Source organism: Arthrobacter sp. SD76 (assembly GCF_049726125.1).
In the GTDB taxonomy this organism is placed as follows: domain Bacteria; phylum Actinomycetota; class Actinomycetes; order Actinomycetales; family Micrococcaceae; genus Arthrobacter; species Arthrobacter nitrophenolicus.
Genome location: NZ_JBNBLR010000001.1, coordinates 4,147,081 through 4,173,470, shown reverse-complemented (window position 1 = coordinate 4,173,470; position 26,390 = coordinate 4,147,081). Strand labels below are relative to the sequence as shown.

At 58.4% G+C, this 26,390-nt stretch carries 18 protein-coding genes and 6 pseudogenes; 13 read left to right on the top strand and 11 right to left on the bottom strand.

Annotation, left to right across the window (positions count from 1 at the left end; translation table 11 throughout):
- Positions 1 to 664: 664 nt before the first annotated feature.
- From ACPEE0_RS20195 to glp, 6 genes and pseudogenes are all read right to left on the bottom strand, one after another.
- Positions 665 to 1,713 (bottom strand): annotated as a pseudogene (locus ACPEE0_RS20195) (sulfate/molybdate ABC transporter ATP-binding protein).
- Positions 1,710 to 2,528 carry an ABC transporter permease gene (locus ACPEE0_RS20190; RefSeq protein ID WP_354176538.1) on the bottom strand — a complete coding sequence of 273 codons (819 nt, stop codon included), beginning with the start codon at positions 2,526 to 2,528 and terminating at the stop codon, positions 1,710 to 1,712. Before ACPEE0_RS20190 ends, ACPEE0_RS20195 begins: the two are co-directional and overlap by 4 nt.
- A gap of 18 nt (positions 2,529 to 2,546) precedes the next feature.
- Positions 2,547 to 3,359, bottom strand: coding sequence for a molybdate ABC transporter substrate-binding protein (modA, locus tag ACPEE0_RS20185; RefSeq protein WP_407710300.1), 813 nt, complete (start codon positions 3,357 to 3,359; stop codon positions 2,547 to 2,549).
- 250 nt (positions 3,360 to 3,609) lie between these two features.
- Positions 3,610 to 4,131 carry a molybdenum cofactor biosynthesis protein MoaE gene (locus tag ACPEE0_RS20180; RefSeq protein ID WP_083875047.1) on the bottom strand — a complete coding sequence of 174 codons (522 nt, stop codon included), beginning with the start codon at positions 4,129 to 4,131 and terminating at the stop codon, positions 3,610 to 3,612.
- Between the two features lie 64 nt (positions 4,132 to 4,195).
- Entirely contained in the window at positions 4,196 to 4,681 is a 486-nt protein-coding gene (gene moaC, locus ACPEE0_RS20175; protein WP_407710480.1) for a cyclic pyranopterin monophosphate synthase MoaC, read from the bottom strand.
- The gene (gene glp, locus ACPEE0_RS20170; RefSeq protein WP_083875050.1) at positions 4,678 to 5,967 is read right to left on the bottom strand and encodes a gephyrin-like molybdotransferase Glp; all 1,290 of its coding nucleotides are present in this window, start codon (positions 5,965 to 5,967) and stop codon (positions 4,678 to 4,680) included. The genes moaC and glp overlap by 4 nt, the downstream gene beginning before the upstream one ends.
- A 278-nt stretch (positions 5,968 to 6,245) precedes the next feature.
- On the opposite strand from glp, the pseudogene moaA reads away from it, so the two are divergent.
- From moaA to ACPEE0_RS20130, 8 genes and pseudogenes are all read left to right on the top strand, one after another.
- Positions 6,246 to 7,370: pseudogene (gene moaA / locus ACPEE0_RS20165) on the top strand (GTP 3',8-cyclase MoaA).
- Positions 7,371 to 7,377: 7 nt separating this feature from the next.
- A complete protein-coding gene (locus tag ACPEE0_RS20160; RefSeq protein WP_009357543.1) occupies positions 7,378 to 7,644 on the top strand; it encodes a MoaD/ThiS family protein in 267 nt (88 codons plus the stop codon).
- Positions 7,645 to 8,280: 636 nt separating this feature from the next.
- Positions 8,281 to 9,132 (top strand): 2,6-dihydroxypyridine 3-hydroxylase subunit NdhA, encoded by an 852-nt coding sequence (gene ndhA, locus ACPEE0_RS20155; protein ID WP_009357542.1) that lies wholly within the window; start codon positions 8,281 to 8,283, stop codon positions 9,130 to 9,132.
- The gene (gene ndhB, locus ACPEE0_RS20150; protein ID WP_354176544.1) at positions 9,129 to 9,629 is read left to right on the top strand and encodes a 2,6-dihydroxypyridine 3-hydroxylase subunit NdhB; all 501 of its coding nucleotides are present in this window, start codon (positions 9,129 to 9,131) and stop codon (positions 9,627 to 9,629) included. Before ndhA ends, ndhB begins: the two co-directional genes overlap by 4 nt.
- Positions 9,622 to 12,072 carry a 2,6-dihydroxypyridine 3-hydroxylase subunit NdhC gene (gene ndhC / locus ACPEE0_RS20145; RefSeq protein ID WP_035752431.1) on the top strand — a complete coding sequence of 817 codons (2,451 nt, stop codon included), beginning with the start codon at positions 9,622 to 9,624 and terminating at the stop codon, positions 12,070 to 12,072. Before ndhB ends, ndhC begins: the two co-directional genes overlap by 8 nt.
- A 70-nt stretch (positions 12,073 to 12,142) precedes the next feature.
- Entirely contained in the window at positions 12,143 to 13,420 is a 1,278-nt protein-coding gene (locus ACPEE0_RS20140; RefSeq protein WP_035752428.1) for a (S)-6-hydroxynicotine oxidase, read from the top strand.
- A 553-nt stretch (positions 13,421 to 13,973) separates the two neighbouring features.
- Positions 13,974 to 14,348: a DUF948 domain-containing protein gene (locus ACPEE0_RS20135; protein WP_009357538.1), complete on the top strand. Its 375-nt coding sequence runs from the start codon at positions 13,974 to 13,976 to the stop codon at positions 14,346 to 14,348.
- A gap of 17 nt (positions 14,349 to 14,365) precedes the next feature.
- Positions 14,366 to 14,580: pseudogene (locus tag ACPEE0_RS20130) on the top strand (hypothetical protein).
- Positions 14,581 to 15,837: 1,257 nt separating this feature from the next.
- On the opposite strand, the gene kdhB reads toward ACPEE0_RS20130, so the two are convergent.
- The 3 genes and pseudogenes from kdhB to ACPEE0_RS20115 all read right to left on the bottom strand — a co-directional run bounded on the left by kdhB (position 15,838) and on the right by ACPEE0_RS20115 (position 18,543).
- The gene (kdhB, locus tag ACPEE0_RS20125; protein WP_009357536.1) at positions 15,838 to 16,320 is read right to left on the bottom strand and encodes a 6-hydroxypseudooxynicotine dehydrogenase complex subunit beta; all 483 of its coding nucleotides are present in this window, start codon (positions 16,318 to 16,320) and stop codon (positions 15,838 to 15,840) included.
- A pseudogene (kdhA, locus tag ACPEE0_RS20120) lies at positions 16,320 to 17,209 on the bottom strand (6-hydroxypseudooxynicotine dehydrogenase complex subunit alpha). Before kdhA ends, kdhB begins: the two are co-directional and overlap by 1 nt.
- A 149-nt stretch (positions 17,210 to 17,358) precedes the next feature.
- The gene (locus ACPEE0_RS20115; protein ID WP_009357534.1) at positions 17,359 to 18,543 is read right to left on the bottom strand and encodes a PucR family transcriptional regulator; all 1,185 of its coding nucleotides are present in this window, start codon (positions 18,541 to 18,543) and stop codon (positions 17,359 to 17,361) included.
- A 64-nt stretch (positions 18,544 to 18,607) separates the two neighbouring features.
- Here ACPEE0_RS20115 and ACPEE0_RS20110 point away from each other — a divergent pair, with 64 nt between their 5' ends.
- The gene (locus ACPEE0_RS20110; protein WP_009357533.1) at positions 18,608 to 19,831 is read left to right on the top strand and encodes a PucR family transcriptional regulator; all 1,224 of its coding nucleotides are present in this window, start codon (positions 18,608 to 18,610) and stop codon (positions 19,829 to 19,831) included.
- Positions 19,832 to 19,864: 33 nt separating this feature from the next.
- Here ACPEE0_RS20110 and ACPEE0_RS20105 read toward each other — a convergent pair whose 3' ends face one another.
- On the bottom strand, positions 19,865 to 20,215 hold the full coding sequence (locus ACPEE0_RS20105) for a cupin domain-containing protein (protein ID WP_009357532.1): 351 nt from the start codon (positions 20,213 to 20,215) through the stop codon (positions 19,865 to 19,867).
- A pseudogene (locus ACPEE0_RS20100) lies at positions 20,208 to 21,309 on the bottom strand (2,6-dihydropseudooxynicotine hydrolase). Before ACPEE0_RS20100 ends, ACPEE0_RS20105 begins: the two are co-directional and overlap by 8 nt.
- A gap of 166 nt (positions 21,310 to 21,475) precedes the next feature.
- On the opposite strand from ACPEE0_RS20100, the gene kdhC reads away from it, so the two are divergent.
- The 4 genes and pseudogenes from kdhC (at position 21,476) to ACPEE0_RS20080 (ending at position 26,384) form a co-directional block, all read left to right on the top strand.
- Entirely contained in the window at positions 21,476 to 23,860 is a 2,385-nt protein-coding gene (kdhC, locus tag ACPEE0_RS20095; protein ID WP_424575169.1) for a 6-hydroxypseudooxynicotine dehydrogenase complex subunit gamma, read from the top strand.
- Positions 23,861 to 23,955: 95 nt separating this feature from the next.
- Positions 23,956 to 24,264: a Dabb family protein gene (locus ACPEE0_RS20090; RefSeq protein WP_407710302.1), complete on the top strand. Its 309-nt coding sequence runs from the start codon at positions 23,956 to 23,958 to the stop codon at positions 24,262 to 24,264.
- Positions 24,261 to 25,193 (top strand): cyclase family protein, encoded by a 933-nt coding sequence (locus tag ACPEE0_RS20085; protein WP_141002297.1) that lies wholly within the window; start codon positions 24,261 to 24,263, stop codon positions 25,191 to 25,193. The genes ACPEE0_RS20090 and ACPEE0_RS20085 overlap by 4 nt, the downstream gene beginning before the upstream one ends.
- Positions 25,190 to 26,384: pseudogene (locus ACPEE0_RS20080) on the top strand (FAD-dependent monooxygenase). Before ACPEE0_RS20085 ends, ACPEE0_RS20080 begins: the two are co-directional and overlap by 4 nt.
- The last annotated feature ends 6 nt before the right edge of the window (positions 26,385 to 26,390 follow it).

Genomic DNA, 26,390 nt, shown 5'->3' with positions numbered 1-26,390 from the left:
AGATTTTTACATCCCCGCTGAAGGGAGCCGGGGAGAGCGTCGTGTGATGAGATGGATTCGGAAACGCCTGAAGTTTTTCCGCCGACTGTCAGATTGAAGCCGTGTGACCTGATGAGGCCTGCTGCGCCCCTTGCCTCCTTCCTCTGTTAGCGGGTCATCAATATGTTCTTGTGTGGTAACAGCGGGATCAACGTCGCCTGACATCGGAGCCTATGGTCCTGGAGCCGAGAGATCATCGATTAATGGCTGGGTCCTGCAGGTGGGGTCTCATCGGACGAACCACCAATCCCGCAGCGCCAGCGAAGGACTGATCTGAAGTGGTCTACCCAGTTTTCCGCAGACCGTTGCCTGTAACGGGAAGACCAACAGCCAGGCTCTAGCTGTACATTGAGGCGTCCAATAGCGATGACGCCAGTGCGCCGGAGCATCAGGCGGGCCAGGATTGCCCATGTCCGGCCGGGTCTTTCCTTGGTGTGTTTGTTGCCTCAAAATGTTGGGCAACGTTGGAGGCAGTGGCCTGAACGCCGTTGATATCAACTTCGACGGAGGCCAGTCGGTCGGCAGGAATGAACCAAGAACCCACCCCTGCGTTTACACCCATTTGATTTGCGGGGAAGGGACATGTCGTGGCGGGGAGAACACGGGCTGCTTTGTGTCCTGTAGGCTACGCCGGATAGACGGCGATGGCCGTGGCCTTGATGACGAAGTGGACGCGCATCCCGGGCGTGAGCCCGAGGTCCACCGAGGCCGCCGGGGTGATGTCCGCGGAAAGGCCGCCCGCGTGCACACGAATCTGGTCGCCGTGGGGTTCCAAGTCTGTGATGGTGACGGCGAATGAGTTCCGCGGGCTGCCGTGCTCGGCGCTTGGGAAGACCGAGACTGCCGTCGGCGAAAAGACGGCGACGCCGTTCTGGCCGGGGACGGCACCGTCCTCGGGGTGCGCAGTAATGTCCAGTCCGCCGTGGGACGTGAGCCCGTGGCCGGTAATGGTTCCGGGGAGCAGGTTCATGCCCGCCAGTCCGGCGGCGAACTTGCTGCGTGGTTTTTCCAGGACCTGGCGGGTGGAGCCTTCCTCCGTGATCCGTCCGCCTTCGATGATTGTTGCCCGGTCGGCGAGCACGAGCGCGTCCAGGACATCGTGCGTGATGATGATGGCACGGCGGTTGGCGAGGACCCGTTTGAGAAGGCGGCGCAGCATGGGAGCGGCATGGATGTCGAGGGCGGCCATGGGTTCATCGAGGAGCAGCAGTTCGGGTCCGTGGCCAGGGCACGCGCGATGGCGACGCGCTGCGCCTGGCCGCCGGAGAGTTGGGCGGGTCGCCGGTCGGCAAACTCCTCGGCTTCCACTTCGGTGAGCCAGTGCCAGGCCGTCTGCAGCGCATTGGTCCGGTTCGCACCGGCCGCCCGTGGCCCGAAGGCTACGTTCTCCAGCACGCTCATGTGCGGAAACAGGAGCGGTTCCTGGGCGAGCAGTGCCGTTCCCCGAGTGTGCGGCGGCAGGAAGTGGTTCGTCCCCCTGTCGAGTTTGAACAGCCTTTTCTGTCCGAGCACGGCATTCCCACTGTCCGGGCGGATGAGCCCGGCGATGATCCCCAGCAGCGTCGACTTGCCGGCGCCGTTGGGACCAAGCACGGCCACTGTTTCCGTGGCCTCAAGTGTGAAAGAGACGTCGAAGTTGCGCGCGTGCAGCGCGGCATTGAGATCCAGAGTCATTTTGATTCCGCCTCTGCCGCCAGCGTCCGGGGCTGCCGGAAGGAAAGCCCGACGACGGCCACTGCCACCGCCACCAGCACCAGGGAAAGCGCGACGGCGGCATCGGCGTCCGTTTCGCGTTGAAGATAGATTTCCAGCGGCAATGTGCGGGTGGCACCCTGCAGGCTGCCGGCGAAAGTGAGGGTGGCGCCGAATTCGCCCAGGCAGCGCGCGAAGGACAGCACGGATCCGGAGGCGAGACCGGGCAGGACCAGCGGGATAGTGACGCGGCGCAGCACCGTTGTGGGGTGGGCGCCTAGCGTTGCCGCGACCGCCTCATACTTTACGCCAGCGGTGCGCAGAGATCCCTCAAGGCTGACCACCAGGAACGGCAATGCCACAAACGTCTGGGCGAGGACGACGGCGGTGGTGGAGAACATGATCTGGATGCCCGCCAGCTCTAGGCTCCGCCCGAGCAGGCCTTGGCGGCCAAAGGTATAGAGCAATGCGATGCCGCCGACGACGGGGGGAAGGACAAGGGGAAGCATAACGAACGCCCGCAGCAGGCGCTGACCCGGGAATCTCGCGCGGGCCAGGACGAGGGCCAGCGGTACCCCTAAGACGATGCATAACACCGTGCTGGCCGCCGACGTCCTAAGGCTAAGGCCGAGCGCCGTGAGCGAGGATTCCGACGTAACGAGCGGGATGAACTGCCCCCAGTTGACCTTGGCCACCATGGCGGCCAGCGGCAGCAGGACAAACAGCCCTCCTGCTGCTGCGATGGCGAAAACCCACGGCGGGACACCGTTATAGCCGGTCTTGTGCCGGTGCGTCATGCTGGCTGTCCAGGCTTTTTACGGGGTGCCGAACCCGGCGTGAGCAAGGACCTTTTTGCCTTCGCTGCCAGTGACCATGGCGATAAAGGTATTGGCCAGATCCTTGTTCTTGCTGCTGTCCACAGTGGCGATCGGATATGTGTTCACGGCCTGGCGCGACTCGCTGAATTCGATGCCCTTGACTTTGTCGCCTGCGGCCTTGACGTCGGTGGCATAGACCAAGCCAGCGTCGGCTTCCCCGGAAATGACCTTGCTTAGGACATCCGCAACTGAGGATTCCTCGCTGACTGGCTTCAAGGTTGTTCCCATGACCTTTTCCACCTTCTCGGCGGCGGAGCCACAAGGTACCTGCGGTGCGCAGACAACCACCTTAACGCCCGGCTTCGCCAGGTCCGTGAAGGAAGTTATCGACGCCGGGTTGGTCGGTGGAACTGTAATCTCCAGGACGTTCGTGGCGAAGTTGGTTGGTGTTCGGTCGATGAGCCGGGCGTCCGAGAGCTTGGCCATGTTCTTGGTGTCGGCGGAGGCGAACACGTCGGCCGGGGCGCCTTGGGTGATCTGGGCGACCAGGTCCGAGGATCCGGCGAAGTTGAGCGTGACCTTCGTGCCCGGATGCGCAGCCTCGAACTCGGCGGCAATCTCGGTGAAGGTCGACTTCAGGGACGCGGCGGCGTAAACGGTCACGGTGCCGACAGTCGCCTTGGTGCCGCCGGCGCTTGCGTTCGTGGAGCCGCTCGGGGCTGTGCCCGCGGTAGCGGAAGCGCAGCCGGCCAGTCCGGCGGCAAGGAAGCCCGCGGCCAGCAGGGCGCTGATGCAACGGGTGATGCTCACATGGTCCTCTTTCTATAGATCATTCAATGTGGGAATACCCAGCAGGGCTCCGACGCTACATTCGCGCCCGGGTAGTCACCCCTTTTGCTTCCGGGTCGGTGCATCGCCGGGCTCGCGACTCCGCTGATGGTTCTCACAACCGTGGCGGTGGGCAATGCGACGACGTCTACGTGCTGACTGAGAGAACTCGTGGACATCCTTCCTGGATGACCTGATCACCTCAATTCAGATGTGAGGGGTACGGAAAAGTTCATCCTGCGGTCCCGACACCAACCCATTCCACGGTTCCATCGGAAAAGAACTGCTCCTTCCAAATGGGTACTTCATCCTTGATCCGGTCAACCAGTTCCGCACACAGGGCGAAAGCTTGTCCACGGTGTCCGGTGGCTACAGCACAAACAAGAGCCGCATCCCCAATCCGAAGTGCACCCACGCGGTGTGCCGCCCAAATTCGCACAGGCACGGACCCCTCAGCCTCATCTGGAAATGAGTACTCGGCAGCAACCGCCTCCAAAACGTCTTTCAGGATCTGGGGCGCCTTGGGGTGGGCGGTGTAGCTCAGTCGCTCGACTGCCTTACCGCCGTCGTGATTGCGCACTACTCCACTAAAGCTGACCACTGCTCCGGATGCGCTCGACTCCACGGCAGCGATGGCCACGTCTACGGAGAGCTGTCGATCGCTGAGCCCGGAATGGACCACGGTAAGGGCCTGCCTGCTTGGCTGCCGTCCGGTAGCAATTTTTCCACGACTCGTCTGTTGAACAGTGCTCATGCCTGTCCTCTCATTAGGCCAGCGCAGCCTCTTCCATTAGAACCATGCATCTTTCCAAGAATGCTCACAGCGCCCAGTTTCCACTCTTGCCGCCACTCTTGGCGAGCACCCGGATATCGGTGAGAACAGCATGCTTGTCTACAGCCTTGATCATGTCGTAAACGGTTAAGGCGGCGACGGTCACCGCAGTCAGGGCTTCCATCTCTACACCTGTCACGCCATTGGTTTTCACAGTGGCAACAAGCTGCACGCTGTCCGACGCCAGTACGAAGTCGACCGCGACCTTCGAGATAGGCAGCGGGTGGCACAGCGGAATCAAGTCGGACGTTCTCTTGGTAGCCAAGATGCCAGCGATCCGGGCCACGGCCAAGGCGTCACCCTTAGGCAACCCTTCTGCTGTGAGCAGCAGCAGAACTTCACCAGTTGTACGGAGCGTTGCCGTAGCCGTCGCCTCCCGGTCGGATTCAATTTTTCCTGAAACATCCACCATTTGCGCGCTGCCGTCCGGCCGCAGGTGAGTGAGCCCACCAGGATAGCTTTTTAGCCTCATACTGCCCACACCTCCACCTTCGATCCCTCAGCTAGTTCAGAGATTCCCTCTGGGATGTGCACCAGAACGTTCGCCCGTGCAAGTGCTCCGAGCAGATGGGAACCTTCACCCCCTTCCAGCCGTACTGTGCCATTCGGTAAGAGGACTCCCCGCCTGACCTGATGCTTTTTTGTGGGCGACGTTAGGGGATGCGAAAGGGGTGCATGGAGGGAAAGCCTCGGTGTCGGCGCGGCAAACATTTCGCTGAGCAGCGGACGCAGGAACATCTCGAACGAGATTAAGCAGCTGACCGGGTTTCCGGGGAACGCGAGGATTGGAATTCCGTCAAAAGTGCCGACTCCCTGGGGTCCGCCGGGTTGAATGGCGACATGGGAAAATTCAACGTCATGATCGACCATCGTCTGCCTAACGGGCTCGTAGGCACCATTACTCACACCACCACTGGTAACAATCAGGTCGACATGGGCAGCATGACTTCTCAGGAGCTTTGATAGAGCGCCAGGCTCATCCTTGACAATGCCCGCCCTGATCACGGTAAGCCCGGCCTGGAGCATCGAGGACTCCAAAAGAGTGTTATTTGCGTCGTAAATCTTTCCTGGCGCGAGGTTCTCTCCGGGCTCAAGGACCTCGTCCCCCGTGGTGGCCAGCAGCACTGTGAGCTTCTGGTTAACAACAACCTCAGTGACACCCAACGCCGCGAGCAAACCAAGCTGACGTGGGCCGAGAACAGTGCCAGCGGCGAGTGCACACTCGCCGGAAGCTATATCAGTGCCAGCACCACGGACGAACGTTCCCGCGGCTGTCTCGGGAAGCCGCACTGTCGTATCCGAACCAGGGGGCGGAAAAAGGTTTGGCACTGCCCGCTCGATGGGGACGACAGCATCAGCCCCAGCGGGTAATAGGGCTCCAGTCATGATTGGAGCAGCCGTCCCTCGAGTCAAAGGGGACGGCAATGCGCCCGCCGGGACCGGCGGCGCCACACGCAATTGTCCCCGGCCCTCTGCTACGTCTTGGGATCTGACTGCATAGCCATCCATCTGAGAGTTGGTGAAGGGTGGCAAATCTATCGGTGCATATAAGGTCTCCGCCAGGCCGCGACCGAGCGCAGCCATTAGAGGCAATTGCTCAACCTTGGGTGGGGTCAACAGCGGAAAGAGCACATCCCGGATTGCCTGTAGGTGCGTGGAAATGCTTCGGTGTTCATGTTCCGGCAGCGAGTTTCCGGTGGTCCCCGGGCCGGGACTGTTGCCGGTCAGCGCGATCAACTGCTCTTCTTGCCTCTGCATGTCCTGCCTTCGGGAGATCTTTTCGGTCTTACTGAAATCCTGCTTGGCCACGCCAGGGCGCTTCACTTTTCCGACGAAAGCTTTGGCCGCCGGCTCCTTGCATGATTTTCAGATACGCGTCGCGTCCATTGCGCTGTGTATAAGCTGGTAATCCTGACTGCAAAATGATTTCAGCAGGTATGCGGAGTTTCGGGCTATAGCTACTTGGCATAACTGGCCGCCCCAATTGTCCCTTCCAGCACAAACGCGTCCATCTTGGTTTCGCGTAGCCTGATTTCATGAGTGTCCAGCTAGGAATGCCGCAGCCGCGGGAGGATGCCGGGCTGTCCGTACCGGCGGCCCGTCCTGCCGGCGCGGGTGCCGGGCTGGTGGACCGCTACGGCCGCCGTGCCACGGACATGCGGTTGTCCCTGACAGACAAGTGCAACCTGCGCTGCACATACTGCATGCCCGCAGAGGGCCTCGAATGGCTCGCGAAACAGGCGGTCATGTCTGCCGAGGAAATTGTCCGCATTGTCCGGATCGGCGTCGAGCAGTTGGGCGTCCGCGAACTGCGGCTGACCGGCGGTGAGCCGCTGGTGCGGCACCGACCTGGTGGACATCATCGCGGAGCTGCGGCGGAACCATCCCGACCTGCCGATTTCCATGACCACCAACGGCGTGGGGCTCGCCAAAAAGGCCGCGCCGCTCAAGGCCGCCGGCTTGACCCGGATCAACGTGTCCCTGGACTCGCTGCATGAGGAAACATTCACCCAGCTGACCCGCCGCCCGTTCCTGGACCAGGTCCTGGCCGGGTGGATGCGGCGTGGGCGGCCGGACTTGGTCCGGTCAAGCTCAACGCGGTCCTCATGCGCGGCATCAACGACGCCGAAGCCCCGTCGCTGCTGGCATGGGCGCTGGAGCGCGGTTACGAGCTGCGGTTTATTGAGCAGATGCCGCTGGACGCCGACCACGGCTGGACCCGCCGCAATATGATCACCGCGGCCGAGATCCGGGGCCTGCTCTCCACCGACTTCGTCCTCACCACCGATCCGCGGGCTCGTGACGGCGCCCCCGCCGAACGCTTTGAAGTACGACGCCGGGTGGCCGGGTCTGTTGCCGCTGCTGTGGAGGGGCCTGTGCTGGGGACAGTCGGCATCATCGCTTCGGTGACGGAGCCCTTCTGCTCGGACTGCCGCAGGACCCGCATCACGGCCGAAGGCAAGATCATGAGCTGCCTGTTCTCACGCGAGGAATTCGACCTCCTGGGCCTCCTGCGGTCCGGCGCGTCGGATGACGACCTTGCACGCCGCTGGCAGGACGCCATGTGGCTGAAGCCAAAGGCCCACGGCATGGACCACGTGGGACTCGACGCTCCGGACTTCGTCCAGCCGGACCGCAGCATGAGCGCCATCGGGGGCTGACACTTTCATGAACGTACGCTACTTCGCTGCCGCACGTGCAGCCGCAGGCCTCGAGGAAGAGAAGTTCGACCTGCCTGAGGGCACCACGGTGGCCGGGCTCCTGGACGCCGTGCTGGCCGTGGAACGACCCGAACCTCCCGCCGGCACTCCTCCGCTCCCCCGCATCCTCTCGCGGAGCAGCTTCCTGCTCAATGAGGTGGCGGTGCGCGACCAGTCAACCGTTGTGGGACCCGATGATGTGGTTGACGTGCTCCCCCCTTTCGCCGGCGGGTAGGCCGGTGCAGCCTCGGCACATCCGGGCTGCACCGGAGGCCTGCCGATAATAGGCAATCTGTACTGGCTACACGGCAGGCCTGCTTCCGGCACGAGCGCGTAGCAGCCGATCACCACCTAGCTACTTGGCTGCCCCCAGCCCCGCCGGAAGGTGCGCGTTTGTGTACCGTCCTGGTTCTTCCGGTGGTGTCTCTTGAGGACCTTCCACGTGGCTATGCATCAGGCGAGATTTCGCTTTGTGGCCGCAGGAGTATCAGCACTTGAACCTTCCGCCCATATGCCAGCCCCTACTCGGAGACGGCGCGATGGCAGGTAGAGCCGCCGCATAGCGGGGGAGACGCCTTCCAATTCCTGTGCGCAGGACCGGACCGGCGGCGCTGTCAGGACGAGCGCCGAAAGGAAAACCAAAGGGCTCAAGAGCATCCCTCTGCGGGCCTCACTCATCAAGACGGTTCACGCGTTCAGCCTGGACCACCGTCTTTCGTCCACCCGCCCCGCCCTCGCCGGAAAGCGGATGTTAGCCGGGACACATTCTTTATGCACACTCCGACAAAAGGTACGTCGCAGTTGTTCCTCGATGCCATGCAAGAAGCAACGGCCCATAGGGAATGATGTAAGTCATTCGAGGGAGTGAAGGATGAAATTACCCGCAATTAGATACGCATCGCCGGCTTCAATCGAAGAAGCCTGCGACTTACTGTCAAACGATGAGGACTCCAAAGTGATCGCTGGAGGCCAGAGTCTTTTACCTGTCATGGCTATGCGGTTAGCCCAACCGACCGTCGTTGTAGACCTCGGAGGCGTTCCTGGCCTGACTGACATGGAAGAAGTTGGAGATTACATTCGCTTCGGCCCTATGGTCACCCATACCACCATCGTGAGTTCCCCTGTCATTGCAAAGCACCTGCCAATGATGGCGGCAGCTGGACGGCACATAGCCCATCCCCAGATTAGAAATCGGGGGACACTGGGTGGATCCTTGGCTCATGGAGATGCAGCGGGCGAGTGGCCACTCGTGCTGGTTGCCCTCAATGGAATGGTGGAAGTCCAAAGCGTAAGAGGACGACGCACCATTGAGGCCGATGACTTGTTCGTCGGTCCGTACATGACAAGTGTTGCCGCTGATGAAATTATCACTGATGTTTGGATACCGTCACGCCCGAACGGCTGGGGCTATGGGGAGTTTGCCAGACGATCCGGAGACTACGGGCTCGCGAATATTGCAGTCGTTTTGTCGGCTGAAGATTCGCGCATTTCCGATGCCCGGATCGCCGTTGGAGGTGCTGTCGGCAAGATCCAACGAGTACCCGATGCAGAAGAGGTCCTTACCGGATCTGAGCTGTCGCCGGATAGGGCAGAAGTGGCCTCAGAAGCTGGAGCGAAATCGCTCTCGTATATCTCAGACATGCACGGTTCGGCCGAATATCGGCATGGCCTGGTGCAGGAGCTGATCCGACGCACCATAGTTGAAGCAGGAGCACGTACGTGACAACACCACCGCCTTCAGATCGCGTCGAAATTGACGTGGAAGTAAACGGACGTCGCCGAACTGTCGCAGTGGACGCGCGCGATACCTTGGCCGACCATCTGAGGAACGACCAAAAACTTACGGGCATCAAGCTGGGGTGTGAGCACGGTGTCTGCGGCGCGTGCACGATACTCATGGATGGGGCGGCTGTACGATCCTGCCTGACTCTTGCCGCTCAGGGCGACGGACGCACCATCCGGACGGTCGAGGACCTTTCGGATGGAGCCGCCCTCAGCCCCCTTCAGGAAGCTTTCAAAAGGCACCACGCCCTCCAATGCGGCTTTTGCACTGCAGGCTTCCTCATGTCGGCTACCGAGTTGCTTGAATCAAACCCTAGCCCGACAAGAGACGAAGTTATCGAAGCCCTGTCGGGTAACCTATGCCGGTGCACGGGCTACCAGACGATTGTTGAGGCTGTTTTGGATGCAGCGGGCCAGATTGGAAATGAAAATGGATAACCCACATTATTTCTCTCCTCCAATAACAAGAAACGTCATCGGTAAACGGGTCCCCCGAACTGAGGATGCAAGACTTCTCACCGGCCGGGGGAAGTATCTGAATGACGTCAACGTTGACGGCCAATTGCATGCTTGTTTCGTGCGCAGCCCCGCTGCTCATGCTCAAATAAACGGCATTGACACGTCGGCCGCCTCAGAAATGCCTGGCGTTCACCTTGTCTGGACCGCCGCGGACATTGAGGAGTACTGCGCCGGCATTGAAGCGCAGTACACCGCTGAGGGATGCGAAGCGATGACCATGCCTCTCCTGGCCAAGGACGTCGTCCGCTACGTTGGTGAACCGGTTGTATTGATAGTCGCAGAGTCGCGAGCGGTAGCAGAAGATGCATGTGATCTCGTAGGCCTCGACCTGGAGCAACTCGAGGTCGTACTTGACCCCCGCCAATCCATTCAAGGAGGCCCGGTAGCAAACGGCGAACGCCCTGACAATGTGGGCATCCGGGGGCGGGCAACCTTTGGGGATGTGGATGAGGCATTCAGCAATGCTGCGCATGTGGTTTCCGCCCTGTACCACCCTGGCCGCGTGGCAGCCGCACCCATGGAGACGAGGGGTTGCCTAGCAGACTACGAATGGACTGAGGATCGGCTCAAACTTTGGGTGTCAACACAGATGCCCCATTACGTGAAAATGTGTCTGAGCCTCTTTCTTGGTTTCGATGAGTCCCGGAGTGAGATCATTTCTCCTGACACCGGTGGTGGCTTCGGGCAGAAGGCGCACGTATTTCCAGAAGAAATGCTCATGCCCTTGGCCTCGAAGCACCTTAAGGCGCCGGTGAAGTGGGTAGAGGATCGCCGTGAAAATCTGCTGGCGGGTTCACACGCTCATGAGCAGTTCGTGACAATTCAATATGCTGCCAACGCTGAGGGAAGAATAACCGGGGTTCGTACCCATGCTTTAGTTGACGGGGGAGCCTACCACATGCCCCCGCAGACTATGGCTGTCGAATGTTGGGCCACAGCAGCAGTCACGCCAACCGGTGTGTACGATATCCCGGCCGCTGAGTATGTGTACGAGGGGGCTGTTACCAACAAGTGTCCCATGGGCGCCTTCCGTGGTGTTGGCTACACGGCGGGAACTCTTGCCCGCGAGTGCCTCATGGACGACCTGGCGCGGCAGATGAAGGTCTCTCCGTTCGAAATCAGGAGGCAGAATGTCGTCCGGGAATTCCCGTGGACAAACCCCCAGGGAGTCGTATATGAGGAGGGCTCCTTTCTTGAAGTAATCAACGCGTTGGAAGAAATGGTCGATTACCCGGCTTTTCTTCTTCGACAAGAAGAAGCTCGCAAGAACGGGAAATACCTGGGACTGGGAATAAGCGTCTTCGTCGAAAGTAGCGGCGAGAGCACGGGAATGATGCAGGCTCATGGAGCAACTGATGTGTTCCACGATACGGCGACCGTCAAGATGGATTCTACTGGGTCGGTCACAGTAACTTCGGGATTGAATTCCCAGGGACAAGGCCATCAAACGACCCTCGCCCAGGTAGCGGCGGATGTCTTGGGCATACCCTTCGAATCGATCAGCGTAGATGCCGGTACCTCCACCAAGGGCGCCTATGGCAGTGGCACTATCGGAAGCCGCGCCGCTGTCATCGCGGGTGGATGCGTCAACCGTGCAGCCCATGCCATCCGAGAAAAACTGGTTGCCGTCGCAGCCAACATGCTCGAGTCTTCTGAGGAAGATGTGGTGTTGGAAGAGGGCTTCGCGTCTGTAATTGGGGCTCCGGAATCGCGGGTGAGCATCGCCGACGTAGCCATGGCGGTCTACTGGGACTCATCCAAGTGGCCTGCCGGTTTTGAACCAGGCCTGGAGTTCACAAAGGCGTGGGACACATCGCGTCCGATGTTTTCTAACGGTGGTCATGCCTTGATCGTTGAGCTGGATCCTGTTACCGGATTCGTGACGGTCGAAAAGGTGTACTCCGTCGAGGACTGCGGGGTAATGATTAATCCCACAATTGTTGAAGGTCAGATCCGCGGCGGAGTCATTCAAGGAATTGGCGCCGGCCTCTTCGAGCAGCTGGTTTATGACAAGTCAGGAAACTTGTCTACTACATCCTTCTTGGATTATCAGACGCCAACTATGGACATTTCCCCGCCATTTGAAATCAGGCATCTTGAAACTCCGTCGAAGATGACAGCATCAGGGGTAAAGGGGATGGGAGAGTCAGGACTGATTGCTGCACCGGCCGCGGTACTCAATGCAGTCAATGATGCCCTATCTCCCTTTGGTTCCGTTCTCTATGAACTCCCGGCCACGCCCGAGAAGATTATTCGCGCCACCAAGGGCATTGTTGACCTGGAAGGGCCCCAAGATTGGACAGAACTCTGGGGTCGGGCAGGTGTACCTGCGCTTGATCGAGGCGCAATGGACCTGGCGTAGGGGCATTGTTTCCTGCAACTTCTGGGTAGAAGCGAACACCCTTAGGGCACGAATGTGAAGGAAGAAAACTTTGTATGACGCGATTGTGGTTGGTGGGGGTTTTGGAGGGCTGAAAGCAGCACGTGACCTTACCAATGCTGGTAAGAAAGTAGTTCTGCTTGAAGGCGGGGGGCGCCTCGGTGGACGAGCGTATTCCCGGGAGTCCCGGAATGTGCCGAATCTACAGGTCGAGATCGGTGGAGCGTACCTTCACCGGAAGCACCATCCGCGGTTAGCGGCTGAACTGGACCGGTATGGAATTCCCACTACAGCTGCTAGCGAGTTCACCTCGTTCAAGCATCGCCTTGGACCGACCGCACTGGACCAGGCATTTCCTATTCCTGGCTTAGAAGCAGTTGCAGTGGAAGCAGCCATCTACACATTGCTGCGGGATGCACACAGGATCGATCTGGAAAAGGGGCTGGAGAACCAAGACCTTGAGGACTTGGACATCCCACTAATCGAGTACGTTGACAAACTGGATTTGCCCCCTGTTTCCAGACAATTCTTGCTCGCCTGGGCGTGGAACATGCTTGGCCTGCCGGCTGACGAAGCATCCGCGCTTTGGGCGCTGCAACTTATTGCAGCACATCACTACAGCATCCTCGGCGTGGTTCTCTCGCTGGATGAAGTCTTTGCTAATGGTTCCGCTGACCTCGTCGACGCGATGGGCCAGGATATTCCTGAAATCAGAATGCATACAGTCGTTACGGGCATAGACCAGTCTGGCGACGTAGTGCACGTAACCGCCAAAAATGGGGATGCATTTCAAGCTCATTCCGTGATTGTTGCTACGCCAATGAACACTTGGCGGAGGATCCTGTTTACCCCCTCCCTTCCTGAAAGGCGGCTGTCAGTGATCGAGGAAGGGCATGGCGGCCGGGGACTGAAGATTCTCATTCACGTGCGCGGAGCCGAAGCAGGAATTGAATGCGTTGGAGACGGAGTTTTTCCCACGCTTTACGACTATTGTGAGGTTTCGGAAAGCGAACGACTGTTGGTCGCTTTTACGGACTCAGGATCCTTCGACGCTACCGACCTAAGCGCTGTCAAGGACGCGGTGCGTTACTACCTGCCAGAGGTTGAAGTTCTGGGTATCGACTACCACGACTGGATTGCAGACCCACTTTTCGAAGGACCCTGGGTTTCTCCCCGAGTGGGGCAGTTTACTCGTGTGCATAAGGAACTTGGAGAGCCTGCTGACCGGATTTATTTTGTAGGCTCCGATGTTTCGTTGGCGTTCCCGGGCTATATCGAAGGGGCCCTGGAAACCGCGGAGGGCGCCGTAAACGCAATCCTGCACGCGTAGAGCGCGGGTTCGATAAGACCTCTCCTTGGTGTTCCAGGTTCACTTCCGGCCCAAGGGCAGTCACACGGCTGGAGCACGTGGTGCGTCTAAGAACTGTAGATGGCGGCTGCAGCGTCTGGGTTGTGGCCAGCGCCTGCGACAACAACAAACTGCTAGCAGTTGAACTGATTCCATGAACGCCACCGGCCCCAGGAATGGCTGGGGCCGGTGGCGTTCAGATGGCTTAGCAGTGACGAGCTTGACGGTTCGTGATTTGCTGCCTAGCGATCGGCCGGCGTGTCCGCGCCATCGAGTGCTGGCGTGGTACCGCCTTACTTGCTGCTCCGCGGCGGGACTCTCGCCTGAGCGGCCAGGTACGCGTTGTTCTTTCATACCTTGCCGCTTTTCAGGGTGCGCGCTGCACAAGAAGGCATCCGCTGTGAGGGTGCGCCTCTATCTCTGGTCTTGACTTCAAGGGTCCCCGGCACCCAGTGGATTTCCCCCCCTGCATGCTTTCCCTATCCATATGAGCAGCTTTGTGCTCACACATATAAGTTCTTGGAGATGAATGTCTATGTCTGTTGGTGCTCTCGCCGGCCTCATTGCTGCGGTGATGTTTGCACTCCTTGTCCTGCTGCTGGCAGTGCCCATTATGAAACTGGGCCAGGTACTCGACGAGGTACGAATTGCGATCAGGTCATTGAGTGAGGGCACCACACCGCTGATGGCTGAGGTAACAGCTACTGTTTCCACTACACATCAACAACTCAAGAAGGTGGACGACATAGCATCGAACGTTTCGGACGCCAGCGCCAATCTCTCCGCGCTGTCCTCCTTGGTCGCCGCCTCGATCGGGTCACCATTGATTAGGGTGTTGGCTTTCAGCCATGGTGTCAGGACGGCCTTGGCAAATCACTCCAAGCCCGTTACCGGCCGCCGAAGCCGCTGAGTTTTGGAGAACCAATAATGAAACGACTCGTTTGGATGGGTATCGGGGTGGCTATTGGAGTCATTGCCCTTCGGACGGTTACTGACTCACGGTCCAGCCTGGGCCTGGAGGCCTAAATCAGGCAGTTGGCCGAATTACTGACGGAGTTTACGATTTTGCTGATGCGGTCCGCGCAGGAATGCGCGAGCGGGACTCCGAGCTTCGCGTCGCGCTCAGTGGCAAAGTAGCGTGATCCAAACCCCTGGGTGTGTAGATCGGAGCTGGATACCGGGCTAAACCTCTCTCGCTGGCGCCGGGACGCGAAACCGTCCCGGCGCAACTGTCCGCTCCAGAGCTGGTCAGGTGTCCAGCATATAAAATGGACCGTTTCGTGGCCGGGCCGAACGCAGGTGCCACCATGTTTACGGGCAGTGACCGGCATGATATCTCTGCTGGCTGGCTGGCCTCTTTCCGGAGTTGGTCTTTCCTTGGGATGCGCCCGCGTCCGGTGACGCTGATGGCGCCGGAGCCGGGGGGTGGTAGCGGCAACAGCATTTCGCTCGTGCCGGAATTGACCAGACCGCCTGCCGGGCGCATCGTCGGATGACTAGCCGGAGGTCAGCCTCCGGTACCCACTGCACTACCTGGCGTTACCGTGCTCCGGGCGGTGGAATTTAGGTGGCACAGGAACGAGGTCTTGAGGAACTGGGTTGCCCGTTGGACCAATCGCGCGATTTCCGGGAACAAGGGTCGGCGCCCACTGCTCCCGCCGGAATCGAATGAGTATCTGCAACAAAGCAGATCGTAGGCTTCACAGCATTCGCACGGGTGTCGTGAGGCGCACGCTCAGATATACGAAGACGACCTGGGAGATGTTGCTCGCCAGCGACGGCGTTTTTGGGAGATCCCAAACCGCCGCTATCGGTTTCTCGACGGTCGCTGGCTTGAACTGCTGGTGATGGCTTACGGCTGACATCGTCCTGTGTTCAGAGTAGTCATACTCTGGGATAACTGCGGGGAATGCAGATGTTGCATTCCCCGCAGTTATCCCAGGATGGTGAATCCCGAGCCAGGAGGAGTCGTGTCTGGCCCGGAAACATAGGGACCGCATGATGCTGTTTAGTCTTGCACTCGCGATGGCGACGCTGGATTTCCGGCTACGGTCCATTTTCGTTTTGTTCTGTGTCTTTGACCTTCAGCCGTGAGGCCAAGATTCCCATATCGAGACATGCTCAGGATCCCGATAGGCGGAGGCTGCGCTGAGAAGTATCTTCTGTACAGAAGCTGCCTGCCAGAATTGCTCATCCGGTCCGTTCATCCTGGTCGTGTCATCATCGGGATTCAGCACGTGTTGTTGCTTTCTTCGCCTTCTAAGATTCTGCGTTTTTATTATGCAGAGTGCCTATGGGAATTTCTGTTTCGGAAATATCCATAACCGCCACGGGGAAAGCTGTTAGGGGATGATGGGGACGCCGAAACGTTGAGCCCCGCGAAGGGGTCGAGATTAGAGTCAGTCGTCGTGAGCCCTACAATTGAAGGCTTCTACTGTAGCTTCCACAATTTGCTGGTATCCCGTACAACGACAAATATTTCCCGAGATAGCTTCGCGAGCACTCGTCGCATCGAGGGTAACCTCGTCGTCATCATAGAGAGGCTTAAGCGTCATCAAGAATCCTGAGGTGCAAAATCCACACTGCAAGGCATGGCATTTTGAGAAGGAACTTTGCAGCGGGTGAAGCTGTCCGTCCTGCTGTAGGCTTTCGACGGTTTCAATCCTGGAATTGTTCGCCTGTACGGCCAGCACGGTGCAGGATCGCACGGGCTGGCCATCCATCAGCACAGTACAGGAACCGCATACGCCGTGCTCGCAGCCTACTCGAGTACCCCTGAGGTGCAGGTCATCCCGTAGGAAGTCCGCAAGGAGCCGACGAGGCTCGACGTCCGTTTCGTGGTTGACTCCATTTACTTCAACCGTTAGGTGAAAGGCGTTCATCAGTGATCCCTGCTTTCCTGTGTCGGTCTCGCGCGGTTCAGTGCTTGGGCGAGGGTTCTTTCGACGAGCGTCCGAATAACTTGTGCACGGTACGAAGCACTCCCGTGCACTGTGGGCACGGGGTCAAGACCCTGTACCGCGGCGCGCGCAGCGGCGACAATATCTTGACTGGAGAGAGTGCTATCAATCAGGATGCTCTCCGCCTCGTGACAGCGAATGGCGGTTGACCCTCCGCCCAGGACAGTAATCCTCGCCCGCGAACATTTGCCTTGCTCGTCCAAGGTGACGATGGATGCAGCCCCTCCTATGGCGTAATCACCATGTCTTCGGGAAATTCATCAAATGCAGCACCGGTTCCAGGAGGCAGCAGAGGTACGTTCACCTCCACAATGAGCTCGCCGGGAAGGATGCTTGAGACAAAATGCGAGACCAATAGTTCCTTTATAGGAATACTCCGCTCGCCTTGTAGAGACTTTGCGGTGACGGAGGCGTCAAGGGCTAGCAGGACTACGGGCAGCTCTGCGGCTGCATCGGCATGTGCAAGGGAGCCGCCGATCGTTCCTCGAGTACGAATTTGAGGGTGCGCGATCCATGCCGCCGCTTCCGACAGGATTGGAAGGTTATGCGAAATGGTTTTGGAGCTTGTTAGCTTCGCATGACGGGTCAAGGCGCCGATCGCAATAGTTTGATCGGATTTCTTGATGTTTGCCAAACCAGGTATGCGGTTTATATCGACCAAAAGGGACGGACGGGCCATCCGGAAATTTAGGAGCGGGACTAAGCTCTGACCGCCGGCGATGACCTTCGCGTCATCGCCGCCGTCCGCCAGCAGGCGGAGCGCATGCTCAACCGAATCGGCAACAACGTAATCGAAAGAAGGTGGCTTCACGGGCAGTACCGCCGGCCGCGCTCATTGTTCATGTCACTACTTTGCCCCCTTGGTATGAATTTGCGCTCTGCGTCATGGGACAAATCAGTGCCGCGACCTACCTAGAACAGACAATCCCGCGACGCGCTAGCACTGGACGCTGACCTTCACTACAGAATGTCGGTCCCAGCAATTGACTTCAACAAGCCATAAAGCCGTAGTGCGACGAGGAGCTCCACATTGCGTTCTGCAACGCTTATGCCAAGCCGTTCTTCAATGGATCTGAGCCGGTAGGCGACGGTGCGCTCATGGACCTGGAGCGCCGTTGCAGCCGCTACGGCGTTGCAACCGGCCGAGAAATAAGCCCGAAGGGTGTCGCAAAGTATGTCTCTGCGGGGATCGCTGAGCAAAGGGCCCAACTGCTGCGAGACCAGGTCACGCACCGCCTGCATATTTGTGGCGAAGACAGCTTCGAGAGCCACATCGGAATATCGGGTTATCCGTGCGCCCGTCAGGCGGCCCACTTTATAGGCCCTCCATGCGCGCTGGTGACTGCGCCGGAACCCGGAAAAGCCCTTATCAAGGGACCCTAGAGCTAAATGTGCACCATCAGGCAAGTCACTTTCACTGACTTGCGTGACGGCATCCTGGCCCTCCGGTACCGCCAACCAGCCCAAAAACGCTCCGCCAGTGCTTTCCAGTATCAAAGGCGCATCGCTGTTGATAAGCGTAGCGGCGCGGTCGATCGTACCCTTTGGATCATGTCCCCAGGCCACCACGGATAAATGTTGTCCTTCAAAGGCGTACTTCGCGTTAGGTCGGGCAATGCGCCGTCCTGCAATGAAATCCCGCAACTCATTTCTAAGCCGGTGATCCTCCGACTTATAAAAGAACCGATGCTGTTCCGAACGATACGCGTCGATGACATTGGCGACTACAACGTCGTGCCACCGATGCTGCAGCTGAGAGACCCACTTCTGAATTTCCAACTGCTGTGATGCATCCGGAACAAGAGTGGTTGTAAAGTCCAAGAGCACATCCCACGTCGCAGACTGCAGCACTCGATAGGTGTGAATGAGTTCGAGTAGATCGACGCCGGCTTGGGCTGTCTCACGCGCCTCGAGGGTGGCCTCGGCAAGAAAATCCTCGTCGGGTTCCTCTGACCCGGACAATGCCCTGCTGATAGATAGCAAGGCAGCGGCGAGCCGCTCAGACCTCCGCTGCGCCAGTGCCGGGTCTAAGCCCACACCAGCCTGAACATCATCTTGGAGTCGACGGACCATAGAGTCGGACAGCTGATCTATATTTGCTGTAATGGCAGCCGATATTGCCGATAGAAGTTGCGTCTGGATCATGTTCCTACTTCATGCGCGCTACCTGCGTCTCGGCGCAGGCCAGCTCCGTTGATAGTCTCAGTGTATGACCATTGAGGAAGGACTGGATGAACTCTCCGCTGCCGTGAAGGCAAGGATTCCTGAAATCTACGACTGTATTAGGGCAAGACTGCAGTATGCGTACGAAGACTATTCGACCGCGACACGGAACTCGTCTCTTACAGAGGCAGAATCGGAAACCATTACGGCTTCCTTGCGCGATGTCCTCGAATACATCGGTCAAGGGCGGGTAGGAGCCACCAGGGCTTCCAATGAGACTCTCCGCGAAGTGAGGTTGGCGGCACGGGCGGGCGTCGACCTCCATCACCTACTCAGGGGATCTAGGGCGGCCCAAGCCACGTTGTGGGAGTTTATCCTTGAAGAGGCGCACCGAATCATCATCGATCCTCTCCAAAGGTCAAAGGTTCTAAGGCATGCCAGTGCAAGCCATTTCGCTTGGAACGATAGAGTTTCCGCTTCCATCATCGAAACGTACCAAATGGAGAGCACTGCCTTTTCCAGGCAAAGCCAGAATCGCAGGAAGCTATCGACGTTGAGGGCCCTCCTTGCCGGGCTCCCAATAGATTCGACAGTATTTTCCTACAACCTTTCAGGCCGGCACCTGGCTGCGGTGGTATCGGGCGAAGGCGTTGAGGCTGTTGCTCGTACGTTCGGCGCCGCCTCTCGGATTCGCCCCCTTGTTATCACGGCCGAGGATGAGACCGGCTATATCTGGGCCGAGTGGTCGAATCGACTGCCCTCACCGCAAGTTGTCCTCGCAGATGCCTTGCCGAAGGATACAAGGATTGCGTTTGGGACTCTAAGCGAAGGTGTCGATGGATTCGTAGTTTCCCATAGACGGGCGTTGGAAGCCGAGTCGGTCGCCCAAAAACTGGGCACCCAGGTTACTTGGTATGAAGATGTCATGCTTGAGGCGTTGGCTACGCGCGATCTCGCCGCAGTAACGTCATTCATCTCCGACGAATTGGGGGGTCTCGGATTGCACCAAGACCCCCCGAGCAGGCTGGTCGAAACCCTCGAAGCTTATTTTGCTTCGGGCCAGAATGCGGCGTTGGCTGCACAGCGCCTGGGAGTGCACAGCCGAACTATCGCCTATCGGCTGAAACTGATCGAAGCCAAAATAGGTTCAAGAGGAGTGCTGCGAGATGAATTGCCCGTCGCCATCAGACTCTGGCGGATGGTCGAGGCCATGAAGCTTGAGCTCGGAGGGCTAGAGGAGTCTCCCGCTCTCCCGCAGCCAGCACCGTAAGTGGCCCCGTTGCGGTGTCGCTGATGGCAGCTCTTATTCAACCAAGAACCAGATCTCCTTGAAGGGCTCGTGAAACTCCCAAGTCGACACATGCCCCTTCGGCAGGAATACCAGGTCGCCGGCAGTCACGGACACCGGCTCTTGGGACGCCAGAGTGAGCGTTGCGGAGCCTTCGACAACGTAAATAATCTCGTTGTCCATAAGTTCATAGGTTGTTGTGCTCGGCTGCGAGGTGAAGATACCCGTGCCGAATTGAGGAGAGGAAGTGCGTTCGAAGAGCGTGAACCCATGACCATTGGGGTTTCCCTCTTGGACGGTGACGCCATCCGGCTGCCAGGATTCAAGCGGCGCCGTGCCGGTACTGATCTTTCTGATTTTATCCATTGATAGGCCACCCCTTCATTGTCGGGGTGAGCGTCTTCCGGCTACCAGAACATCATAGAGCCAGTCTGCCATTTCAAGCCTCGGTCGGATTCCAAGGTTGTGGCAGCAGTGATCGCCGTCCTTTTCAACTACTAGGTGCAGGTGTTGTTTCGGCACCAAGTCAAGAACGGTATCCACGAAGGACAATGGAACCTCGTCGTGAACCCCGTGCAGGATGTACGTCGGGCATGTGATCTGCGGAAGGACGTCCCGGGTCTCCAAAGCCGCGTGGACGTGCTGCCTTGCTTCCTCGAGAGTGCCAACCTTGGAGACGTACCTCCAGCTTTCCTTTGTCAGAGGAGTTTCGAGGTCCCAGTAGTCCAGGTCCGAGAATCCGCCCAAGAGATGCATGCGGCCAAACGCGGTTCACATGCGGCAGATTTGAGAGCATAGTTACCGCCCAAGCTGCGCCCCAGCACTGCGATAGCATCGTTCCGGATTGTTTCAAGTCCGGTGAGAAGATCCACTACCGCGGACGTGTATTTTTCGTAATCACCCGCAAGCCGCTTGTGTTCGAACATTTCGCCCTGGCCGGGCCCGTCAAATGTGGCTGTAGCCATTCCCCGATCGAGCACAAGGTTTTCCATCTGGAAACTTTCCTCTTTGGTACTCTCAAGACCCCCAGCATGATGACGGCGGGGTGTGGTCCCGGGCCCTCAGGAATGCGGACGTAGACAGGCATCGGTATGCCGTCAACGACCAGATCGTGACGCTCTGCAGGGGGGGGACAGAAGTGGAGCTGCTTTCTGATATAGCTCAACTTTTCGAGCTTGGCCCTTCTGTCGGCGCTCGTCGAACCAGAGGAACTGAGCGTACTGGGCGCAAAGTGCGGCTGACATCAGGAGCTCCCCGGCGGAGAGGTCATGGCCCAGGGCCACTTTTCGTTCCGCGTCCTGCTCATACTCATTTGCGAGATTCATCCAGTAGTCAAACCAGGTGATCTCCTTGGGCCTATCGCGGGCACCCACCATGTCTGAGTAGGAAACGCCGTCAAGGATAAGACGTCCCCAGTTCAGCATTTCATCTTCAGGTTTCACTTGCGAAGTTACAGTCATCCTGCCATCTCCCTAAATTCAGCTTCCGTGACCCCGCACAAGGGGGCTGCGAAATGATCATGCTATGGAAGCTGCGCGAGGGCGCCTACTAACTGCGGATACTTGGGTCGCGTTTTTGTCAATGCCTGAACATCCGGGCTGGACGGCCCGATGACATACTGAGCGCATGATGGCAAAGGCTAAAACGCTCATCCCTGACAACGGTAGAGCCGGCGCGGACGAGGGCAACAGGCAGGCATGGATAGGCCAGGAGGTGCTGCGGCGCGAGGATCGCCGGCTACTCACTGGATCAGCAACATTTGCTGGCGATCTGGGAGTGCCCGGGCAATTGCATATGCGCATTGTCCGTTCAACACAGGCCCATGCCCGGATCGTGTCCATTGATGTTACTGAAGCTGAAAAGACTCCAGGCGTACGAATGGTTATCACGTCTGAGCACACACGGCACTTGGGTTCCGTTCTCTTGGAAGAGCTGGGATACCACGAGATATATGACAACATTGAGGACTTTCGTCACCCGGTCCTGGCAGTAGACAAGGTGCTGTACGTGGGGCAACCGGTGGTTGCCGTCCTTGCAGTTGATCCTTATCGTGCCGAAGACGCGGCCGAACTTGTCTCCATCGAGTATGAGCCGCTCCCGGTCCTCTTGGACCCGGAAGAAGCGTTGACCGGTAAGGTCGAGCTTTTTCCGGGGCGTGGTAACGAAGGTGCACGCATCAAAAAGGCCTACGGCGATATTGATCGGGCCTTCGCCGAAGCGGAGCACGTCATCCGCCACAAGTACGTCACCAACCGCCATTCCGGTGTACCTATGGAACCACGGGCCGTACTGGTACAGCCCGACCCGGCAAGGGACACATTGTTCATCTGGGGCACCGTGCATGTGCATGACAACCGGAGGATCATCGCCAAGATGCTAGATCTTCCCGAGGTCAACGTACGGATGAAACACGTGGAAGTCGGCGGAAATTTCGGCGTGAAGGGCGGAGTCTTCCCAGAGACCGTGGTTGCAGCTTGGGCGGCCCGTGCGCTGGGAGTACCGATCAAATGGATTGAGGACCGCGTCGAGCACATGACTGCCACGTCCCATGCCCGGGAAATGGTGCATAACCTCGAACTCGCGCTCGATGCTGAGGGCAGGATCCTCGGCATGAAGGACGAAATTTTCCACAATCATGGTGCCTTTTTCAGGCAAGCGGAGCCGCTGGTCAGCGACATTACTGCCGGTATCGTGTTCGGCCCGTACCGGGTTCCTGCTTACGATGCTACGTTGCACGCCGTGTTTACCAACAAAACACCTGTCGGCGCGTATCGTGCGCCCGGACGCTACGAATCCACCTTCGCTCGCGAGCGGATTTTCGATCTGGCTTGTGAAGAAATCGGCCTCAGTAAGACGGAATTCCGGCGACGGAACCTTTTAACGGCGGAGGACCTCCCTTGGGCGCCGGGTCTTGATATCGTCCACGAGCCGTACCACTTCGACTCGGGTGATGTAGTCAAACATTTTGACGAAGCGCTGCAGGCAGCAAACTTTCCAGAGTGGCTTGAGGAATCCAGACAGTTGCGGGCAGAGGGCCGAAAAGTGGGCGTAGGCCTGGGCGTGCTGATGGACAAAGCAGGGCTGGGGCTTTTCGAAACAGGCGGTGTCGACGTCAGCCGTGCCGGCCGCGTTACGGTCAAGACCGGAGCTTCTTCGGTAGGGCAGGGAATCGAGACGGTTCTGGCCCAGATTGTCGCCGAAGAGCTACAGATCGCTCCCGAAAACATCGACATCGTTCACAGCGATACGGAGCTTATTCCGGATGGCGTTGGTTCCTGGTCCAGCCGTTCAACCGTTCTCGCCGGAGGTGCTGCCCGCAAGGCAGCGCTTGCAGTGGTGGATAAAGCCAGACGTCTGGCCGCCGAGATGTTGGAAGTCGATCCCGACGACCTCGAACTGACTGCAGGCAGTTTCAAGGTCAAGGGCACCGATCAACAAATTACGCTGTACGAGATCGCAGCGGCGAGGGACCCTTTCACAGCGAGGGCGGACAATGACGAACCCGGCCTGGCTGCGGACGCCGTCTACGTGAACAACGCCATGAACTACCCATACGGCGTAACCCTGGTGCAAATCGAGCTAGATCCTGACACAGGCGGTCATAAGATTCTTCGCTTTTCCACGTCCACGGAAGCCGGGCGGGTAATCAACCCCCTGACCACAAGGGGCCAGATCATAGGTGCCGCTGTTCAAGGAATTGGGGGTGCGCTTTACGAGGAGTTCCTTTACGAAGAGGACGGACAGCCTATTACGACTTCGTTCATGGACTACTTGTTGCCGGGCGCTCAGGAGATGCCGAACGTCGACTGCTTTGTAACTGAAGATGCCAAGTCACCCGACAACCCCTTCGGCGCCAAGGGCCTTGGGGAAATTGGCATCATTGCCGCTGGAGCGGCGATCGCTTCCGCCATAGATGATGCCATTGCCGATGGCATACACATCGACCGATTGCCAGTCACGCCCGAGCAGATCTTCACCCGCTGTCAAGGTTTGAACAAAGCAGAACGGTAACTTGTGCAATCCGCCAGTGGGACAACTTCGCTGCTCTTACGAAACTGAACAGACAACCCGGCGGGTAATCCAAGACACATATGAGAGGTCCACTGATGACTAAGATTCGACACGTATTTGCATGGCGCGTAGCTGAAGGCAGCAGCCAGGAGGAGATTGTTGAAATTCTCAACACCCTTCCGCCGCGCCTGGGTTTCATTCAAGGCTGGGAGATTGGGACTCACTCCGGTGACCCTGGCGACAACGGCGCGCCGTGGGATGGAGTTTTGATTTCTGACTTTGCAAGCTGGGCTGATCTGGACAAGTACTCCACGGATCCCTTCCACCTCGAAGTAGTCGCGACACTTATGCCGATGTTCGCGGATAGGGCTGTGGTGGATTATGAAGTTGAGGCAGCCCAATGAGCCAGACTGCAGATGTAAAGGTAGGGAAGAGCCCGTGGGGACCCAATGACGAGCGAGGGGCACTAAACCTCCTTGATGAGTCCGTTCGCGCAGACGTTCTTCAACGGGCAGATCCTTCGCGGGTCTATGACCTTAGCGTTGACTACTTCGTGGGCATGCCCAGCTTTCAGGGCGCCGGAGACCCTAGCTACCAAATTTTCATGAGCCACACCCCCCAGGGCACAGTGGTGGATAACCTTAACGGCGTTGGAGAGCATGTCAACAGGCACGTGTGTTACTCGGGTGACGTTGTCTTCATGTACACCCACACCGGAACGCACATCGACTCGTTGAACCACTTCGGTGTCGACGGACAGATCTATAACGGCTACAGGCCTGAGGAGAATCTGGGCAGCCGGACCTGGACCAAGGGTGGAGCGGAGACGATTCCGCCAATCATCACCCGCGGCGTGTTGCTGGATATTGCTGGCCTGAAGAACGTTGACTGCCTTCCTGATTCCTACGCCATCACTGTTGCAGACCTTGAAGAGGCACTGGATAAAGCCGGCCTCGCATTGCAGGCAGGGGATGTGCCCTTTGTTCGTACCGGACGTATGCGTTACTGGCCGGACGGAACCAAGACTCTTGGAAACCCTCCGGGCCTAAGCTTGGACGCTGCCCGGTGGCTCACAACCCAAAACATTGCTGCAATTGGTGCTGACCAGGAGTGCGTAGAGGTAGGCCCGTCCGAGCACGAGGACAACTGGCTTCCAGGGCACACGCACTTCCTTGCTGAAGCAGGTGTACCCATGGTGGAACTGTTGAACCTGGAGGAACTGGCCAAGGATGGAGTGCAGGAATTTTGTCTGATCGCTGCTCCGATCCGTCTTAGGGGAGCGAGCGGCGCGCCAATGCGGCCGCTCGCCATGGCACTAAGGAAGAATGCATGAGCCCGACAACCGACCGCATTGCAGTAGTTGGAGGTTCGATAGCTGGCTTGGCCGCAGCGCTGATGCTTCGAGATGCTGGCGTTGAGGTCGATGTCTATGAGCGATCCCCCCAGCCCCTCTCGGGCTTCGGCACAGGCATCGTCGTTCAACCGGAGCTTGTTCGTTACTTGATGGAGCAAGGTGTTGAGCTGGACTCCATTAGCGTTCCGTCATCCTCCATGGAATATGTCGACGGACTGACAGGAGAAAGTTTCGGATCCGTTCCTGCAGACTGGCGTTTTACTAGCTACGACTCAATTTACGGGGCGCTCTACGAGCTGTTCGGACCCGAGCGATACCACACCAGTAAGTGCCTCGTCGGCCTCGACCAGGATTCCGAAGCGGTGCAGCTGCGCTTTTCCGACGGCACGCAGGCTGAAGCGAACTGGTTGATCGGCGCGGACGGCGGAGCCTCTGTAGTTCGTAAACGACTGTTGGGCGTTGAGCCTAAATACGCGGGCTACGTCACTTGGCGTGGCGTGCTTCAGCCGGGCGAAGTTTCCGATGATGTGTGGAACTGACTTTAACGACAAGTTCACGTACGGTCTTCTGGAAGACGGTCATCTCATCGCTTACCCGATACCTGGACGGGAAAACGCAGAGTCTCCGCGTCTGAACTTTCAGTGGTACTGGAACGTCCCTGAAGGAGCTGACATCGACGAACTTATGACAGACGTTCGCGGCATAAGGCTCCCGACATCAGTGCACCATAACTCGCTGAATCCCCACAATCTCCGTCAGTTCCACAGCAGGGGTGAGCGACTTTTCAAGCCTTTCAGGGAACTTGTGCTCAACGCGTCTTCCCCTTTTGTGACTGTTGTGGCAGATGCCACCGTGGATCACATGGTTCACGGCCGCGTCCTGTTGATCGGAGACGCGGCTGTGACTCCCCGGCCCCACGCAGCTGCGGGTGGAGCAAAAGCCTGTGACGACGCACGCACCCTTGCTGAAGTCTTTACAAGGAACCACGATCTGCGGGGGTCATTGCAAAATTGGGAAACCAAACAACTGCAGCAGGGAAACGCCTATCTCCAGAAAGTTAAAGAGATGGCGTCCCGCCTGCAGCACGGGGGAAGCTTTGAGCCCGGAAACCCCGCATTTGCATTCGGGCTCCCTAAAGTGGATGAACCATCCGTCGTCGAGGACGTTTAAGGAAAA